This is a genomic window from Alphaproteobacteria bacterium (assembly GCA_018667735.1).
Classification (GTDB): Bacteria; Pseudomonadota; Alphaproteobacteria; order Rickettsiales; family JABIRX01; genus JABIRX01.
The window spans coordinates 1-16561 of record JABIRX010000047.1; the positions used below are offsets into that span (position 1 = coordinate 1).

Below are 16561 nucleotides of genomic sequence, written 5' to 3' on the forward strand. Positions count from 1 at the left end.
AGTTTGATTACATATGTTCCTTATTATCATGGTAAATTAAGAAAAAAAACATTTAGTAACAATGCTATATTAGCTAATAAAATAGCAGATAATTCTCATTTGCATGTTTTACATGATATACTCCTTAAGAAGTATGCTATAGATCAAGTTGGTTTAAATTACATTGAAAGACAAAAAAATGCTAAAAAAATATTTGCGCTAAATAATACTAAAGCTACGCTTGTGGCTGGCAAAAATATTATTTTATTAGATGATGTAATTACCACTTCCGCGACCATCAATATTTGCCAGGATTTGCTTTATAAGGCTGGCGCCAAGAAAGTTTTTTGTTTGGCATTAGCAAAAAGAGTCTCTAAACATATGGATGAAAATAAAACAATTAATCTGCCCAAACTATGATGTTAGATTTAAATATTTTAGTGCCTTGGAGAAAACGGTAATAGGCTGTAATTTGAAAGGGATATTGTAAATTTTAACATAGCTGGTCTAATTAGTTAGGTTAATCTTTTTGCTGATTTATTCATAAAAGTTATATAGATCTACATTACGCTCTTTTTGTTAAAGGTTAGATATTGTGGAAATGTGAGTTAAATTCCACATTGTTTTAAAGTTCCTAAATATGTAGTTGGAAGAGCCTTTTGGGCTTTGTTAATAAATACTTGACCTATTTTAAAATAGCTGTATTTTATATGATTCTTAAATTAAAATTAAAAGGTAATAAGTTTGTTACAAGTATTAGTAAAAGATAATAATGTAGAATTTGCATTAAAGACTTTAAAAAGAAAAATGCAGAGAGAAGGAGTTTTTAGATCATTAAAACTAAAAAGGTTTTTTGAAAAACCTTGCGACAAAAGCAAAAGAAAATTAGAAGAATCTTTCAAGCGTAAAAGAAAGATCCAATATAAATTTGATGTGAAGTTATAATTTATCCATCATTATATTGTAAAATAACTAACAGAGCTAATAGCTCTGTTTTTTTTTGTGTAAAAAATATTTAACCTTGATATCTACAGATTAATTCTTTTTAAATATTTAAACTATTTTAGTCGATCTGCCTAAATATCCTTATTAAGTTTTACTAATTTTTTTCTAGCTTTGCTAACTATATATTACTGGGTTTAACTTAGCTATAATGACTAAAGATATAACGATATATATAATTTAAATAGTTATCTGACCTTGCTAATTTGTAGCTTTCCTTGAATTGTGCTTAATTTCTCTAATTACAAAAATTACTATAACCTAGGAAATTGATAGAATAATATTTTTTTATAAAGGAATAAATAGTTGACAGTTGTTAGACTTACTTGATAATGATTATCAGAATCATTATCAAGTATATAAGTTATGAAAATAAAAAATAATATAATAAAAGGAGTAATTACAGCAGCAATTGCATTAGGGGGCACAGTAAAATTGTCAGCTGAAGAAAATCTTTGGGTTTATACTAAGGGCACAGACACTAGGCCAGAAGGAAGTTATGAACTAAAGCTAAGTGATACTATTAGGGTTGGTAAAGGTTCTGGTAGTTATGTGTTTCATGATATTAGGCCAGAAGTAGAATATGGGATTACAGACCGCTTAACCATAGGAGCGGAGCTTATGTTATTTGATCATAATTATTCGCTAAATGATGAAGGCAATAACCCAATGTATGAAACTCAAGAAGCTAATGGTGGCGATTATAACAAAACTAGATATGGGGGTTATGAAGTAGCATTAAAATATAATGTCTTAAGTCCATATAAAGATGCTCTTGGTTTATCTATTGGTTTTGCTTTTGAGGATAGGGACAGATATCGTTTAGACGGTGCGCAGATAGATCAGCAATCATATGCTACAACCATTTTTACACAAAAAAATTGGTTAGATGATCGTTTAACTCTAGCAGTTAACTGGAAAACTGAACTTGAAAGAAGGAAGTCAGGTGCAGATTCAACTTTGGAAGAAGAGATTGCGTTTGATGTAAGTGCTGGTTTATCCTATAGATTTATGCCTAAACATTTCTTGGGTATTGAGCTTAGAACTCAATCAGATTATTTATCTCCCTCAGAAAATGGTGAAAAAGAACCAGATTTACAAAGTTCAAATTTTGACTTGCTTGATATGCAATTAGGTACAAGGCATCAAATAGCATGGTATGCAGGACCAACATATCATTATGCTGAAAAAAATTGGTGGTTAACTGCTGGTATCTTATTCCAGTTTGAAGGTGATGGCTCTGTGCATGCTTTTAACCGAGATGGTAAAAATTATGATGAACATGAAGATGTTCATATAGGATTATTCTATGGTTATGAGTTCTAATAAATCAAATTCATTGTTAAAAATAGCTGTGTTTCTTGGTGGTGTTTTATTCTACCAAGAGGCAGCTATCTCAAAGACTTATCTTACAACTGAAGAGGCTGCTACGATATTTTATCAAAATAATAAGATGCAGAAAATTATGCTAAGCCTGACTAAGGAGCAAATGAAATCTATAAAAAAAAAGTCAGGGGTAAGGGTAAGAAATAGTGAGATGAATATATGGCGAACTGATGCAGGGGACTGGTACATAGTAGATAATGTGATAGGTAAGCATGAGAATATAGATATAGCAGTAGCTATTACAAAAGATGGAAAAGTCAAGGGAGTGGAAGTGTTAACTTATAGAGAGACTTATGGTTATGAAGTTATGAATAAGAAATGGTTAGCGCAATTTAAAGGTAAAGATAATACGGAAACCTTAAAATTAGATAAGCAAATTAAAAATATATCTGGCGCTACATTATCATGTAGACATGTTACAGATGGTGTTAATAGATTGACTGAAACTTGGGCTCAGATACTTAGATATTTATAAGATAGGAATAAAGTGAATAAAATTAATAGATGTAAACCTTTGCTTGGCACATATGCTGAAGTGTCATTAAGTGGTGATTATAATAAAGCTGATTTGCTAAATTTTAGTGAAGAAATTTTCAAAAAAATCGAAAAAATCCAAAAGCAAATGAGTTTTTATGATAATGAAAGCGAGTTATCTTATATTAACTCCAATGCTTTTTATCACAGCTGTGCTATTTCAGATGAAATATATGAGGTTTTAAGTAAGGTTCTAGAACTTAGTGTTATAACTAAGGGAGCTTATGACATTACAGTTGCAGCTCATTTAATAGAGAAGGGGTTACTACCTAACAAATATCAGAAAGCTGACCCTAATGCTAGTTGGCGTGATATACAATTAAGTAAGGGAAAAATAAAATTTAACAAAAGGTTGCAGATCGATCTTGGTGGTATAGCTAAAGGTTTTGCGGTTGATAAAGCTCTCGATGTGGTAAAAGAACATAAATTAGATGTTATTATAAATGCGGGAGGAGATTTGGTCATGAATAATTGGCAAAATAAGCTAGTAGATATAAAGCTACCAACTACTAAAAAACACAAAGTTGCAAACTTAAGAATGCAAAATATCGCTTTAGCAACTAGCTCTTCATATTATTTTGATAATAGTGTAAATCCAATTTTTTGTGGGAAAACTAGAAATATGTTAGTTAGTGAAAATAGTGCTTCTGTGTTTGCTCCAAGCTGTATGTTAGCTGATGCCTTAACCAAAGTAGCTTTTTTATGCGACAACTCAGTTAGCTTATTAAAATCTTTGGGGGCAGCTGTGGTGTTTGCTGATCAAGATGGCGTAATTAATTATTAGGAATGGTCTTTCAAATGCGTAACTTAAATTATAAAGAATGGTTTTTTATAATTCTTGCACTTTGCTGGATAAGCGGAGTTGTTTATTTCATTCTAAATTATTTTATAGAAATACAAGGTGAGTTTGGCTTGGAAAAGCATCCTATTCAATATCCAGTTCTAAAAATACATGGTGCTGTGTCATTTGTAATTATGATAATTTTTGGTTATTTTCTTTCAGCTCATGTAAAAAAGAATCTATATTCAAAAAACAAGAGAGGCTTGAAATCTGGTATGGTTTTACTTTCTTTGCCTTTTATATGTATTATAACAGCATATGCTTTATATTATCTTTCTTCTGATTTTTATAGGCAAATCTCTTGTTATTTGCATAGCTTTGTTGGTTTTATTCTGCCATTTTCTCTGGTTCTACATATATTGCAATTGACAAAAGCCAGGCGCAGAAAGGATATAAAACATAAATTAGCGGTTCCATGAAATATAATCGCGCAAATAGAAAAATACATTATTGGGGTTCAGCAATATGCGCTTTACCTATCTTAATTATAATTGTCACAGGTTTATTTCTAATCTTTAAAAAAGACTCTAATTGGATCCAGCCACCCACAATTAGAGGTGTTGCCAAACAGCCAGAAATTACTTTTGCAGAAGTTTTAGAAGTTGCAAAAGCATCAGATAAAATAGCTATTAATAATTGGTCGGATATTAACAGGCTAGATGTAAGGCCTAGTAAAGGTATGTTAAAAATTAGATCAAATAATGGTTGGGAATTACAAATTGATACTAAGACCAAAGATATTCTAAGTCTAGAATATAGAAGATCTGACATTATCGAGGCTATACATACTGGCACATTTTTTAGTAAATTAGTATCATATGCGGTTTTTTTACCTGCGGCAGTAATTCTGTTACTATTGTGGATTACAGGTTTATATTTATTTGTCACTATGACAATCACAAAGAGGAAAAACAGAAATAGAAGGTTAAGAGTTAGAAATGTCTAAAGCTATTTTAATTCAATTAATTATTTTTATACTCTTTAATCCTCTACAAGCCGCCGAACAGGCTGCAAAAATAATTATAAGTAAAGATAATCATCATAATATTTTATCATTTGAGACTGATTATAGGTATGATAAGGGTAGCAATGCATATAAGCATTATGATTTTGGCATTAAAATTCCAATTTCAAATACAATGAGATACTCATTAAATTATAGGCAGATTTACCAATTTAACTCCAAAAATAATCAATGGAAGATAGAGAAAAGGCCTCATCTTAGTTTGCAAAAAAAACTAGAATATAAATTACTTACAACTGAAATTAGAGTTAGAGAAGAATTTAGATTTAAGACAGATAATAGTTACGCTAATAGAAATAGAATTAGATTGATGTTTAAGTCAAACAAAGAAATCCTTAAATTAAAACCTTTCGTGAGTAATGAGTGGTTTTACGATTTTGATGCAGAAAAATATAATAAAAATTGGTTATCGGTAGGGTTAAGCCTATCTAGTCTCTATAGAAGCAATTTGGCCTTATATTATAAATATGTTAGTAAATTAGAAGGTAGTAATTGGAGCTCATCAGATAGATTAGTATTGAAACTATTATATAAATTTTAGATTAACGTTAATAATTATAGTTAAATTGATGACCAGGGAAAATCCAATAGTTATACCAGCAGTTATACCAGCTTATGCCTCTTTAACAGGTGTTTTATTATCTTTTGCGCGAGATAAGTTACCTAAAGTATTTGATTTAGATAAGAAATTAACTACAGATAGAAAAAATAATATTCTGTTTCAACTTGGCTATAATAAAGAACATGAATGTTTAGCCTTATATCAAGTGAGTAAAGCTAAGTTTAAACAAAATATTGAATTTGAAATATTTCAGGCCTTTACTGTAGTAAATGAACAAGATTTCTTTTTGCAATTAGTCAGACCTAGTTATGCTAAAAGACATATATTATTAGATGCACGCTATTTAAAAGCGCTAAGCGAAAAACAGATAATTAGCTTCGTAAAGGGAAATAATATTGATTTACTAAGTGATTTATCTTCACAGGAGCAGAAAAAAGAAGATATTATTTGGTCAGCACAAACAAATGGGGCAGAAAATCTTTTGGATAAGGAAGAAACTAAGAATCCAGGAGCTTTGCCACTGGAGGTAGGACAGGAATCATCAATAAGCCTAAATAAAACCAATTCTAGCTTGCCTAACTTTGTTGCCTAATCATTACTTTGTTTGCTTTCCTTACCTTCACTATTTCTTCTTGGTTTAAAGCCTTCTTTGTTAGCGCTACTACTACTTGAAGTGGATTTATTTCTTCGCACACTTTCTTGGCCAGATCTATCATTACTACGCTTAGAATTAAAGTTATCCCTTCCTCTGCTTTCTTGACCAGATCTATCACTTCTTCGCTCAGAATTAAACCTTCCTCTGCCATCTTGTCCTGATCTATCACTGCTGCGCTCAGAATTAAACCTTCCTCTGCCATCTTGTCCTGATCTATCACTGCTGCGCTCAGAATTAAATCTTCCTCTGCCACCTTGTCCTGATCTATCACTGCTGCGCTCAGAATTAAACCTTCCTCTGCCATCTTGACCAGATCTATCACTGCTGCGCTCAGAGTTAAACCTTCCTCTGCCATCTTGTCCTGATCTATCACTGCTGCGCTCAGAATTAAATCTTCCTCTGCCATCTTGACCAGATCTATCACTGCTGCGCTCAGAATTAAATCTACCTCTGCCATCTTGACCAGATCTATCACTGCTTCGCTCAGAGTTAAATCTACCTCTGCCTCCTCTGTCTGAACCAGACCGGTTATTTCTGAAGCTATTATTACTATTAGATCTATTTCTGCGTGGTTTAGAGCTGCTATTTTGCTTAAATTCTAATTCATCTTTTAGAGATAATTCTTTAATAATATTAAAATAAACATTTCTATCACCATTTAAAACAAAAGAAATAGCATTACCTATAGCTTCCATTCTACCAGTTCTTCCAACTCTATGGATATAATCTTCGGTAACTCTTGGTAAGTCAAAATTAATTACATGCTCAATATGATCTATATCTATACCTCTTGCAACTACATCGGTTGCAACCAAAATTTGATAGCTTTTGGAACGAAATCTTTTAATTATTTTATCTCTTTGATGTTGCCTTAAATCACCATGGATAGCTTTTGCTTTAAAGCCATTTTGATAAAGAGAATCTTGCAAATTATCAGCAACTCTTTTTGTGTTAACAAAAATAATTATAGAGCCCTCCCTTTTAGATAATTCAGTTTCTAGTAAATCGAATTTATTATCTTTATTTGCGCTTAAAAAGCTGTGGCTAATATTTTTGTTATTTTCTTCATTACCTGCAACAGCTATAGTTTTATAATCTTTACTTAAGTATTTTTCAGCTAATTTTGTTATTTCTTTACTTTTTGTTGCAGAAAACATTATAACTTGTTTTTCTTCTGCTATCTGCTGGTAAATTTCTTTAATTTCGTCCTTAAAACCCATATCTAACATACGGTCAAATTCATCTAAGATAAAATGATTAATATTTTTTATATTAATGGTTCTTCTTTTTATATGGTCCTTAACCCTGCCCGGAGTTGCAATAATTAAGTTAGGGTTCTTTTTTAAATTGTTGATTTGTTTGTTAATATCTACACCACCATAAACGGCACAACATTTAATACGGTCTTTTGCAATAAGCTTAGCTGTGTCAAATATTTGGCAAACCAACTCTCTGGTTGGGGCAATTACTAAACAAAAATTATCATTATTATTAGCAAAGATCTTTTCTAACATAGGAATAATAAAAGCTGCAGTTTTACCACTTCCTGTTTTAGATGAGGCTAAAACATCATGCTTCTCTAAGATTATAGGTATTGATTTATGTTGTATCTCAGTAGGTTCATGGTAACCAACTGTTTTTAATAATGTTAAGACGTTATCTGAAACGCCGCAATCTTTGAAATTAGTCATTTTCTGCTATTTAATAGTTTTACAATTTTAATAAGTTTAAGTAGAAACACACTTCTCTTAATTTATTGTAATTAACTATATAGAAAATTGCGTTGCTAGAGATGTAATAATTTTTACTGTGAGCACTATATATAATATATTATTTTCTGCAACTTATATTAAATATACCTAGCTTAAATTAATAAAATTAGAATATATTTAAAAAATATCGCAATAATTAGAATTATTACTGAAACTAGCCAAATTATTTTGCTGAATTTTTTGCTTGAGAGGCAAATCTTCGCATATTTTGGGTCAATAGGGCAGGAGTTAGGGCGCACAAATAACAAATAACCACTAAAGCCCAATAGCAATAAGGCTCCCATGAATAAATAAGCGCTATGCTCAGCTAAAATGGTGATCAAGGAAAAGTTACTTATTAAACTGCTAGAAACAGCTCCTAAGCCAAAGAACACTAAGATTATTGGTAAGGCACAACAAAATAAAGTGGAAAATGAAGTAAATAAAGCGAGTATAGTAATGATGAAACTATTTTGTTTCATCATTCTCTCTGATAATTTCCACTACAGCATAGCCGTTATTAATAATGATATCAGTAATCTCTTGGTCACTAATATGCTGTTTTTCGGCCAAGATAATTTGCACATTTTTTGCTTCTAAATCTATATTAATCTTAGAAACTTTAGGCAGTTTCTTGAAGCTCTTTTCTATAGTTACAGCACAAAACTCACAAACTAAACCATTTACTTTGATATTTATTTCAGTAGCACTTAAGGCACTAAAATTGAGAATAAAGAAAAAAAATAAAATTATTTTTTGTAACATTATTTTACCAGAAAATTTTAAATAACTATTAATTATATCATAGCTTATTTTAGAATTTAAGATAGCTAAAATCTTGCAATAAAATTAAATAATAATTTTTTATTAGAGCTAAAGCCAAGTTCTATTAGGTTAGCGCCTTTAAATAATCTAATTATAGGCGTTGTTATAATTTGCTTATTTGTTATGTTGCCTGGCTCTGATATTTGCAACATCAGCCATGTATGTATGTTTTTGTAATTAGCAACATATGGTGCGATACCTATTCGCGCTTTTTGTTCATAATAATTTAACATATTACCTCTACTTGCATAATATTTATTAGTATAAGCGATGAAATACTTCCTGGTTTCAAAATCAGCAGCAAGGCCAGTAAAAGCAAATAATTGATTATGAGAGTCTTTGTGAGCATTACCTAAGGCCGATTTAAGATAAATATTTCCCTGGGCTGCCGGTCTATTCCACCTTTTAACTAGGTTATTTAACTGTACACTATGAAGATTGAGTTTTTGGCTCTTATGATATTCATATTTATAGCCAAGAGAATATTTGTAATTTGGCGAATAGTGAAGATGCAAGCTGTTTTTGAACCCATCATTTTGCTGCATAACAGTTTTTCCACCCGAATAAGATATTGGCCTTGCCGCTAAATTTGTAGAGATCAATAAGATGGTTAAGTAAGAAAATAAAATTTTTTTCATTCGCTATCTAGATAATAAAAAACACCAGTTTCTAAGTTGTAATCTAATTTTAATATTCCTGTTATTGTAATAGGATCATATGAAAAAGAAATTGCTTTTTTACTTCTAACTTCAATTACTTTAGCGGGGCCAATATGGTAATGAAAAGGGCAATCAAGAGGAAAAGGTCCAATTAGAAAATTATTTAATTTGTCACTTGCCTCCAAAGGAAACATAAAGCCAGTAATAGTTACTGACATGTTGTCCAATTTGGTTATCTCGTCGCTATAAATTGGTTTGACTAAGCAATTATCAAAGCCCTCTTCATCAACATAACACTCATCAAGCTCTTGAGTTTTAGCAAATAACTCCCACTCTATAGAATTAGCATAAGCGCTATATTCTTTTACATATTGGCTGAGGTCTCTTTCTTCAACTAAATTACTTTCTTCAATTGAGAAACCATAAAGGTTATTTACAATTAAATGTGGTAAAATTAAACTGAAAAATAGGCTTTTTTTAAGTGGCATTGCTAAGAATTTTCCTAATATCTATTTTATATGCTTTGAGAGCTGGAATGAGCGCAGCCAATAAACATAATAAAATAGTAATTGCGCAAAGCAAATATATCTCTGGAATAAAAATAAAACCAGTTAAATTTAGTTCATTACCCTGATGTGTAAATAGACCAATTAATTCCAACGAAAAATGAGCTAAAAACAAACCAATGATAGCACCCAAGGCAGAAATAATAAATGCTTCCGCAATTAAGATTATAAAAACCTTCTTTTGTGATGCACCTAGAGTTCTAAAAATAGCTAAATCATAATTACGCTGCTGAATAGAGTTAAGCTGATTAATTACAATTGTTACAATAGAAATTAAGATCAAAAAGCTACTAAAGATTATTATGGTTTTACTCCCCACCCCTATAAATTTTAATATTCTAGCTATTTCATATTTAGGGCTAACAATTTGAGAGTTATATTCACTTTTATAGATTCTAGTAAAATTATAATTTGCAGCTTTATGCTTATAAGTAAGTAAAATAGCGGTAATTTCTTTTGAGTCTCTTTCAATATCAGTTGATATTTTACTATGATCAGATTTGCTGCTATCATGCTTATCATGCTTACTATGTTCATTTAGACTATCATGTTCATTGTTGTCATGATTGTCATGCTTGCTATGTTCATTGTGACTATCATGTTCATCACTGTCATGCTTACTATGTTTATTTAGACTGTCATGTTCATCATGATTCTGACCAGCATGTAAATGCCATATACTCTCCAATGAAGTAATAATTAAGTTATCTATGACATTATTTTGCTTATTTAATATGCCAGTCACTTTATATAAATCTTGATCATGATTGTTATTTGCAGAAACTAAACCATGTGAACTAGCAAATAGATCTCCAAGCTCAAGTTTAGCTTCAGCTGCTACTCGCGCACCAATTACAGCCTCCTGTTTGTTTTTCCATAAATTACCAGCTATTAATGTAGCTTTATAAAGGTCCAAATACGCAGCAGTGGTGCCCACAATACGGAAGCCTTTAAAATTGTCGCCAAGAGAAATTGGCACAGCCGATTTTATTTGGGGATAGTTTTTGATTTTATTAAGCTCATTATAGTAAATGTTACCGTTAGGAATATCAATATGCCAGATAGTTGCTAATACTAGCTGCAATGGACTTCCCGTTGTACCAATAACTGCATCAATGTTTCTTGCATCAGAATATAGTTTGGTTTTAATTTGCGTGGATATTAAAATTAATAAAGACATCAGCATAATGCCTAAAGCCATTATGGATATATTTAGCAGGGTGTTAAAGCGGCGATATTTTAAATAATTATATGATAAAGTTATTAAATTCATAATGTTAAAATTTGGATATTCTGAAAGTATTTTTCTACTCTATTATCATGAGAAACTATAATTAATGATGAGTTGTTTTTAGCTGCTTGTATTTTAAGGAAGCTGCATAATTTGTTAGTATTATCATCGTCTAGAGCTGAGGTTGGCTCGTCACACAAAATCCAATTTGCCTTACTAATCACACTTCTTATAACTGCAAGCCTTTGTATTTGACCTATGCTTAAAGTGTCGACTAGCTCGTTTGCCTTCTCTGCTAACCCAAGTTCTGTGAGATATTGCTGAATTTCATCATCTAAAATTTTAACCCCAGACATAGTACCCACCAAAGCCAAATTCTGCTTAATAGTAAGATATTTGATTAAATGAAAATTTTGAAAAACAAAGCCTAAAGATTTAGCCCTAAATTTATCAAGTTTAGCTGCTGTTAAGGTGGTTATTTCTTGCTTGTCATATATTATTTTGCCAGAACTTGCCTTAATTAAACCAGCTAATAAACATAATAAAGTGGTTTTACCTGAACCAGATGCCCCTTTGATTAATATGTGCTTTCCCTGATTTAGGCTAAAACTAAAGTTCTTAATAATGCTTTGACGATTAAGCTGGTAAGTTAAGTTTTGACAATCAAGCATGAAAATAAAAAATAATTAAGAATTGTTATAATATAACAATCTTTTTTTGTAAATATTTTTGAATTATTACAAACTTAATTATTAGTTAAAAGCAAAAATTCTTTTTTTAACTCTTTATCTTCTTTAAACTGCCCAACCATTTTAGTAGTAACTGTTGAGCTTGCAGTTTTATGTACTCCTCTTGTGGTCATACATTGATGAGCAGCGTCAATTAATACTGCCACTCCCCTTGGCTCTAAAACCTCGTTAATGCTATTAGCAATTTGCGCTGTAAGTGTTTCCTGAGTTTGTAATCTCTTGCCAAACACATCAACTAAACGTGCTAATTTGCTAATTCCAACTACTCTTTGGTTAGGCAAGTAGGCTATGTCAACTTTACCTATAATTGGAACCATATGATGTTCACAATGAGATTCTAGGCGGATGTTCTTTACAATCACCATTTCATCGTAATCTTCTACTTCTTCAAAAGTTTTAGCTAAAATATTGTGAGCGTCCTGCGCATAACCCTCAAAAAACTCACTGTAAGCATTAACAACTCGCATCGGGGTTTCAACTAAGCCTTCTCTGTGAGGATTGTCTCCCGCCCATGCAATCATGGTTTTTACAGCCTTTAAAGCTTCTTCTTTTGTAGGTTTTGGGTAATTTTCTTGTTTTTTATTCATTTAAACTACTTGATTAATAATTATGTTATAATATAACATTGCTCTTTTAAAAATAAATAATAACTTAACACAAAATATTAGATAAGCAAATGGTTCATGCAGCAAATTTAGGTTTTCCTCGTATAGGTTTAGAACGCCAATTAAAAAAATCGTTAGAAAATTATTGGCAAGGTAAAATAAAACAAGAAGAATTAAAGATTACTGCCAAAGATTTACGCAAAAAAAATTGGGAGTTACAAAAAGAGTCTGGGATTAAGTTTATTCCATCTAACGACTTTTCTTTTTACGATCATGTCTTAGACCTGACTGCTATGGTAGGAGCAGTACCAAAGAGATATAATTTTAGTGATGATAAGGTTGATTTAGATCTATATTTCGCAATGGCTAGGGGAGCTCAAAATGAAAAAAATGATGTTGTTGCAATGGAAATGACCAAATGGTTTGATACAAATTACCATTACATAGTGCCAGAATTCTCTAAAGAAACAAAATTTAAATTAGCTTCAACTAAAATTATAGATGAATATCTAGAAGCTAAAAAACTAGGTATCGAAACAAGACCAGTGTTGTTGGGACCGGTTAGTTTTTTATTATTGGGTAAATCCTATGATGAAACAAAATCACTTGATTTGCTTGAAGATTTGTTGGTTATATATCAAGAAATTTTAGCTAAATTAGCAGAATGTGGCGTGCAATGGGTGCAAATTGATGAGCCATGTTTGGTCACTGATTTATCTAGCGAGGCTAAATTTGCTTATGAAGTAGCTTATAAAAAACTTAGAGAAAATTTCTCTGCTAAAATTATGTTAACCAGCTATTTTGCAGAATTAGGTGAAAATTTAGCTTTAGTTAAAAAATTGCCAATAGATGGCCTTCACATAGATTTAGTCAGAGGGAATGATAATGTAGAAGAAATATTGGCAAATTTTAGTAGTGAGAAGTTTTTATCCCTGGGCTTAATAGATGGCCGTAACATTTGGAAGAATAATTTCAGCAAATCACTAGCTGTAATAGATGAGGTTATAAAGAAACATCCAAGCGACAAAGTTTTAATAGCACCATCTTCATCTTTGTTACATTGCCCTTTATCGTTAGAAGTTGAGGATAAACTTAACTCTGAATTAAAAGAGTGGTTAGCTTTTGCTAGTGAAAAATTAACTGAGCTAAACTTGTTAACCAAGGTTGCTAATGAAGGAAGAGCTGCATATAAATTAGATTTAGCTGAGAATCATTTAGCGATAATTTCTCGCGAAAATTCTAATTTAGTGCATAATTACGAGGTTAAGGAGGCAGTTAAAAACTTAACTCCTGCAGATTATAAAAGAGATAAAGTTTTTGCTGAGCGTATTAAGGAGCAACAAAAACTGGGTCTACCACTTTTACCTATCACAACTATTGGTTCATTTCCTCAAACTAAGGAGTTAAGAAAAATTAGAGCAGATTTTAAGAAGAAGCTTATTTCTAAAGAGCAATATGAAAGTTATCTAGCGGAGAAAACAACCGAATTGATAAAATGGCAAGAAGATATAGGTATAGATGTACCTGTTCATGGTGAATATGAAAGAAATGATATGGTTGAGTATTTTGGTGAGCAATTATCTGGCTATGCTTTTACCAAGAATGGTTGGGTGCAAAGCTATGGTTCAAGATGTGTGAAACCACCAATTATTTATGGTGATGTAGCAAGAGCAAAAGCAATGACAGTATATTGGTCGTCATTTGCTCAGAATTTAACTGACAAGCCAGTAAAAGGTATGTTAACTGGTCCTATTACGATGTTGCAGTGGGCATTTGTGCGTGATGATCAGCCCCGCGAATTAACTTGCAAGCAAATAGCACTTGCAATTCGAGCGGAAGTTAAAGATTTAGAAGAAAGTGGTATTAAGATAATCCAAATAGATGAACCAGCATTTAGAGAGGGTTTGCCTCTTAGAAATAAGGATAGGGACACATATTTAGAATGGGCAGTTGCATCATTTCGTTTATCCTCATCTAATATTAAAAATGACACGCAAATCCATACACATATGTGTTATTCAGAATTTAATGATATTATAGATGAAATAGCTGCTTTGGATGCAGATGTGATTTCTATAGAAACATCAAGGTCAGCAATGGAGCTTTTAGATGCTTTTATTGAATTTAAATATCCAAATCACATAGGACCCGGAGTGTATGATATACATAGTCCGCGTGTTCCTAAAGTAGAAGAGATGGAGTTTTTAGTGCATAAAGCATTAGAATCATTAGATGTGCAACAAATTTGGATTAATCCTGATTGTGGTTTAAAAACTAGAAACTGGCCAGAGGTTAAAGCTTCGTTAGAAAATATGGTAATTGCTACAAAAAACTTAAGGTCTAGTTTAAAGAAAGCTGCTTAAATTAAATGGATAAGATTAACAAAATTTGGATTAAAAATTATTAAAGTAACAGTCATGGTATGGCTGTTATTTTAATTTTTATAAGTGCTAATAGCGCCTTTATCAATACCTTCATAAGCATAGATTGTTAATTTTTTACCAGTTTTATTGTTTAAGTTTTTGCATATATGTGTAGCTAAATTTTCAATAGTTGTATCACAATCTAGTAGGTAGCAGCATTTTGCAGGTATAGTAAGTTGGAATTGTCCTTGGCTAGATTGGTAAGAGAAAATATAATATTCTAATTTTTCTTTAAAAACTTTTTCAGTTAAATCAGTTTGATTTGCTAAATATTTACCATGCCATAATTTGGCCCATTCTTGTTCTAAGGCTTGGTTTCTTTGCTTAGATTCATAGATTTTTATTTGTGAACGATGTCCATGCGCAATTCTTTGGCAATTACCTTTATGCTTTTTGAGACCATGGCTGTAAACATAATGAGCACCTTGAATTTCTTCAGTTCTAAGCTTTATTTGCACAGAAAGATTATTTGTGGCTAACTCTTTAGTAATTTCAGCTTCTAAATAACTTTCTAATATTTTGGCTGTAATTTCTTTATTATCAATTAGGCTTATTGCGTCTTTTGGCGAAATATGTTCAATAGTTCCTGTGTTAAACTTGTAGGTTACTTTGTAGTTCTGAGCTAGTTTAGTTAAGGTTACGTTCGGATCATTAGCTGCTATAATTAGGCTGTGATCTATGGTGTTATCAATTAATTTTTTAACTTTTTGTTTTACTAAAGAAAAGTCCATCACCATACCTTGTTCATCTAAATCTCCAGAAACGATGATATCGACAAGCCAGCTAGCACCTGCTAAGCCATATTCGGGATGTAAGTAGCTTGAATCAATATGGGTTAAATGTTCAATAAATAATTGCATTACGGATTATTGCTTTTTAGTTAATGGCAATATGTTTAGCATTTTCTTATAATTATACAAATGTTAAATTTTTATAACTATAGAAAATAGTAAAAATAACCATGTAACATATGTTTATGAATCAAATGTCAAAGGTATGAGTTGACGCAAAATCTGAACAAATGACACTTCCAAGTTTTTGGACAAAATTCTCCAGAATTTCTCAAAAATTTCATATCCCAAATTAGAAATTCTGGGTATTTCTTCAAAATATAGTATCTGCTTTAGAAAAAGTGAAAACTGGCTATAAATTCTGAGAGCAGATGAGTAAAGGCTTTGTGAGTAATGATTAGTAGTCATTAGTAAATGAGAGTACTCCATCGCACTCTTGAGTGCTGGCGCTGTGCAAAGCTCACTTTGCGAACCATTATCCTAATTTTACAATGTAGAGAACGTAAGAGTTAAATAAGATTTTGGGTTGTCCTAAAAATTTTGAACTTTTATGTCTGCTTAAGCAAATTACACTCCTTGCAAAGTTTTGCGCCAAAAGAGCCGTGGGTTCGAAACCCAATCAAGTTAGTGATAAATATTTACTTCCAGACTTTTAGAGTTTAAATTATCGACTATAAATTATCATCAAATTTAAAAATAATAGAAAATAAATTATGAGTTTAAATGTAGTTGTAACTGGAGCTAACCGAGGAATAGGATTATCTTTTTGTAAATATTTTAGCGGTCTTGGTCATAATGTTTATGGCATTTGTAGAAAATCATCTCCTGAGCTAGAAAAAGTTGCCTCCACTATTATTGAGGGTATTGATATTGGTAATCCAGATTCTTGCAACTTATTATTTAAAAAATTATCTGAAGTAAAAATTGATTTATTAATCAATAACGCTGGAATCCTGCTAAATGAAGTTTTGGGTCAAA

Annotated in this window: 20 protein-coding genes; 11 read left to right on the forward strand and 9 right to left on the reverse strand. The window is 31.3% G+C overall.

What is annotated here, in order from left to right; genetic code table 11:
* The 9 genes from HOH73_05070 to HOH73_05110 all read left to right on the forward strand — a co-directional run.
* Positions 1–399: ComF family protein (locus tag HOH73_05070; protein MBT5828226.1), on the forward strand; the 399-nt coding region annotated here is incomplete at its 5' end.
* Positions 400–723: 324 nt separating this feature from the next.
* Complete coding sequence (locus HOH73_05075; protein MBT5828227.1) at positions 724–924, forward strand: 30S ribosomal protein S21; 201 nt, start codon at positions 724–726, stop codon at positions 922–924.
* Between the two features lie 423 nt (positions 925–1347).
* Positions 1348–2307: a hypothetical protein gene (locus HOH73_05080; GenBank protein ID MBT5828228.1), complete on the forward strand. Its 960-nt coding sequence runs from the start codon at positions 1348–1350 to the stop codon at positions 2305–2307.
* Positions 2297–2842 (forward strand): FMN-binding protein, encoded by a 546-nt coding sequence (locus HOH73_05085; GenBank protein MBT5828229.1) that lies wholly within the window; start codon positions 2297–2299, stop codon positions 2840–2842. Before HOH73_05080 ends, HOH73_05085 begins: the two co-directional genes overlap by 11 nt.
* A gap of 12 nt (positions 2843–2854) precedes the next feature.
* The gene (locus HOH73_05090; GenBank protein MBT5828230.1) at positions 2855–3685 is read left to right on the forward strand and encodes a hypothetical protein; all 831 of its coding nucleotides are present in this window, start codon (positions 2855–2857) and stop codon (positions 3683–3685) included.
* Positions 3686–3699: 14 nt separating this feature from the next.
* The gene (locus HOH73_05095; protein ID MBT5828231.1) at positions 3700–4161 is read left to right on the forward strand and encodes a hypothetical protein; all 462 of its coding nucleotides are present in this window, start codon (positions 3700–3702) and stop codon (positions 4159–4161) included.
* Positions 4158–4688, forward strand: coding sequence for a PepSY domain-containing protein (locus HOH73_05100; GenBank protein MBT5828232.1), 531 nt, complete (start codon positions 4158–4160; stop codon positions 4686–4688). The genes HOH73_05095 and HOH73_05100 overlap by 4 nt, the downstream gene beginning before the upstream one ends.
* A complete protein-coding gene (locus HOH73_05105) occupies positions 4681–5307 on the forward strand; it encodes a DUF2490 domain-containing protein (protein MBT5828233.1) in 627 nt (208 codons plus the stop codon). The genes HOH73_05100 and HOH73_05105 overlap by 8 nt, the downstream gene beginning before the upstream one ends.
* A gap of 28 nt (positions 5308–5335) precedes the next feature.
* Positions 5336–5920, forward strand: a complete 585-nt coding sequence (locus tag HOH73_05110) for a hypothetical protein (protein MBT5828234.1) — start codon at positions 5336–5338, stop codon at positions 5918–5920.
* On the opposite strand, the gene HOH73_05115 is transcribed toward HOH73_05110, so the two are convergent.
* From HOH73_05115 to folE, 8 genes are all read right to left on the reverse strand, one after another.
* Complete coding sequence (locus HOH73_05115; protein ID MBT5828235.1) at positions 5917–7674, reverse strand: DEAD/DEAH box helicase; 1758 nt, start codon at positions 7672–7674, stop codon at positions 5917–5919. The two genes, HOH73_05110 and HOH73_05115, sit on opposite strands and share 4 nt — an antisense overlap.
* A gap of 173 nt (positions 7675–7847) precedes the next feature.
* Entirely contained in the window at positions 7848–8219 is a 372-nt protein-coding gene (locus tag HOH73_05120) for a hypothetical protein (GenBank protein MBT5828236.1), read from the reverse strand.
* Complete coding sequence (locus tag HOH73_05125; GenBank protein ID MBT5828237.1) at positions 8203–8499, reverse strand: heavy-metal-associated domain-containing protein; 297 nt, start codon at positions 8497–8499, stop codon at positions 8203–8205. Before HOH73_05125 ends, HOH73_05120 begins: the two co-directional genes overlap by 17 nt.
* A 65-nt stretch (positions 8500–8564) precedes the next feature.
* Entirely contained in the window at positions 8565–9197 is a 633-nt protein-coding gene (locus HOH73_05130; protein MBT5828238.1) for a hypothetical protein, read from the reverse strand.
* Positions 9194–9706 carry a DUF3299 domain-containing protein gene (locus tag HOH73_05135; protein MBT5828239.1) on the reverse strand — a complete coding sequence of 171 codons (513 nt, stop codon included), beginning with the start codon at positions 9704–9706 and terminating at the stop codon, positions 9194–9196. The genes HOH73_05130 and HOH73_05135 overlap by 4 nt, the downstream gene beginning before the upstream one ends.
* Complete coding sequence (locus HOH73_05140; GenBank protein ID MBT5828240.1) at positions 9696–11057, reverse strand: ABC transporter permease; 1362 nt, start codon at positions 11055–11057, stop codon at positions 9696–9698. The genes HOH73_05135 and HOH73_05140 overlap by 11 nt, the downstream gene beginning before the upstream one ends.
* Positions 11054–11686 (reverse strand): ATP-binding cassette domain-containing protein, encoded by a 633-nt coding sequence (locus HOH73_05145; protein ID MBT5828241.1) that lies wholly within the window; start codon positions 11684–11686, stop codon positions 11054–11056. Before HOH73_05145 ends, HOH73_05140 begins: the two co-directional genes overlap by 4 nt.
* A gap of 74 nt (positions 11687–11760) precedes the next feature.
* On the reverse strand, positions 11761–12351 hold the full coding sequence (folE, locus tag HOH73_05150) for a GTP cyclohydrolase I FolE (GenBank protein MBT5828242.1): 591 nt from the start codon (positions 12349–12351) through the stop codon (positions 11761–11763).
* 89 nt (positions 12352–12440) lie between these two features.
* On the opposite strand from folE, the gene metE reads away from it, so the two are divergent.
* A complete protein-coding gene (gene metE / locus HOH73_05155; protein ID MBT5828243.1) occupies positions 12441–14732 on the forward strand; it encodes a 5-methyltetrahydropteroyltriglutamate--homocysteine S-methyltransferase in 2292 nt (763 codons plus the stop codon).
* 71 nt (positions 14733–14803) lie between these two features.
* Here metE and HOH73_05160 read toward each other — a convergent pair whose 3' ends face one another.
* Positions 14804–15652, reverse strand: a complete 849-nt coding sequence (locus HOH73_05160) for a 6-pyruvoyl tetrahydropterin reductase (protein ID MBT5828244.1) — start codon at positions 15650–15652, stop codon at positions 14804–14806.
* Between the two features lie 644 nt (positions 15653–16296).
* Here HOH73_05160 and HOH73_05165 point away from each other — a divergent pair.
* Positions 16297–16561 (forward strand): SDR family NAD(P)-dependent oxidoreductase (locus HOH73_05165; protein MBT5828245.1); only part of this gene is annotated, 265 nt, incomplete at its 3' end.

Bases quoted from the DNA above. Each gene is read 5' to 3' on its own strand.
- HOH73_05110 (MBT5828234.1), top strand. From the start codon at position 5,336: ATGACCAGGGAAAATCCAATAGTTATACCAGCAGTTATACCAGCTTAT.
- HOH73_05145 (MBT5828241.1), bottom strand. From the start codon at position 11,686: ATGCTTGATTGTCAAAACTTAACTTACCAGCTTAATCGTCAAAGCATT.
- HOH73_05085 (MBT5828229.1), top strand. From the start codon at position 2,297: ATGAGTTCTAATAAATCAAATTCATTGTTAAAAATAGCTGTGTTTCTT.
- HOH73_05100 (MBT5828232.1), top strand. From the start codon at position 4,158: ATGAAATATAATCGCGCAAATAGAAAAATACATTATTGGGGTTCAGCA.
- HOH73_05140 (MBT5828240.1), bottom strand. From the start codon at position 11,057: ATGAATTTAATAACTTTATCATATAATTATTTAAAATATCGCCGCTTT.
- HOH73_05080 (MBT5828228.1), top strand. From the start codon at position 1,348: ATGAAAATAAAAAATAATATAATAAAAGGAGTAATTACAGCAGCAATT.
- folE (MBT5828242.1), bottom strand. From the start codon at position 12,351: ATGAATAAAAAACAAGAAAATTACCCAAAACCTACAAAAGAAGAAGCT.
- HOH73_05115 (MBT5828235.1), bottom strand. From the start codon at position 7,674: ATGACTAATTTCAAAGATTGCGGCGTTTCAGATAACGTCTTAACATTA.
- HOH73_05125 (MBT5828237.1), bottom strand. From the start codon at position 8,499: ATGTTACAAAAAATAATTTTATTTTTTTTCTTTATTCTCAATTTTAGT.
- HOH73_05095 (MBT5828231.1), top strand. From the start codon at position 3,700: ATGCGTAACTTAAATTATAAAGAATGGTTTTTTATAATTCTTGCACTT.
- HOH73_05135 (MBT5828239.1), bottom strand. From the start codon at position 9,706: ATGCCACTTAAAAAAAGCCTATTTTTCAGTTTAATTTTACCACATTTA.
- HOH73_05120 (MBT5828236.1), bottom strand. From the start codon at position 8,219: ATGATGAAACAAAATAGTTTCATCATTACTATACTCGCTTTATTTACT.
- HOH73_05105 (MBT5828233.1), top strand. From the start codon at position 4,681: ATGTCTAAAGCTATTTTAATTCAATTAATTATTTTTATACTCTTTAAT.
- HOH73_05160 (MBT5828244.1), bottom strand. From the start codon at position 15,652: ATGCAATTATTTATTGAACATTTAACCCATATTGATTCAAGCTACTTA.
- metE (MBT5828243.1), top strand. From the start codon at position 12,441: ATGGTTCATGCAGCAAATTTAGGTTTTCCTCGTATAGGTTTAGAACGC.
- HOH73_05130 (MBT5828238.1), bottom strand. From the start codon at position 9,197: ATGAAAAAAATTTTATTTTCTTACTTAACCATCTTATTGATCTCTACA.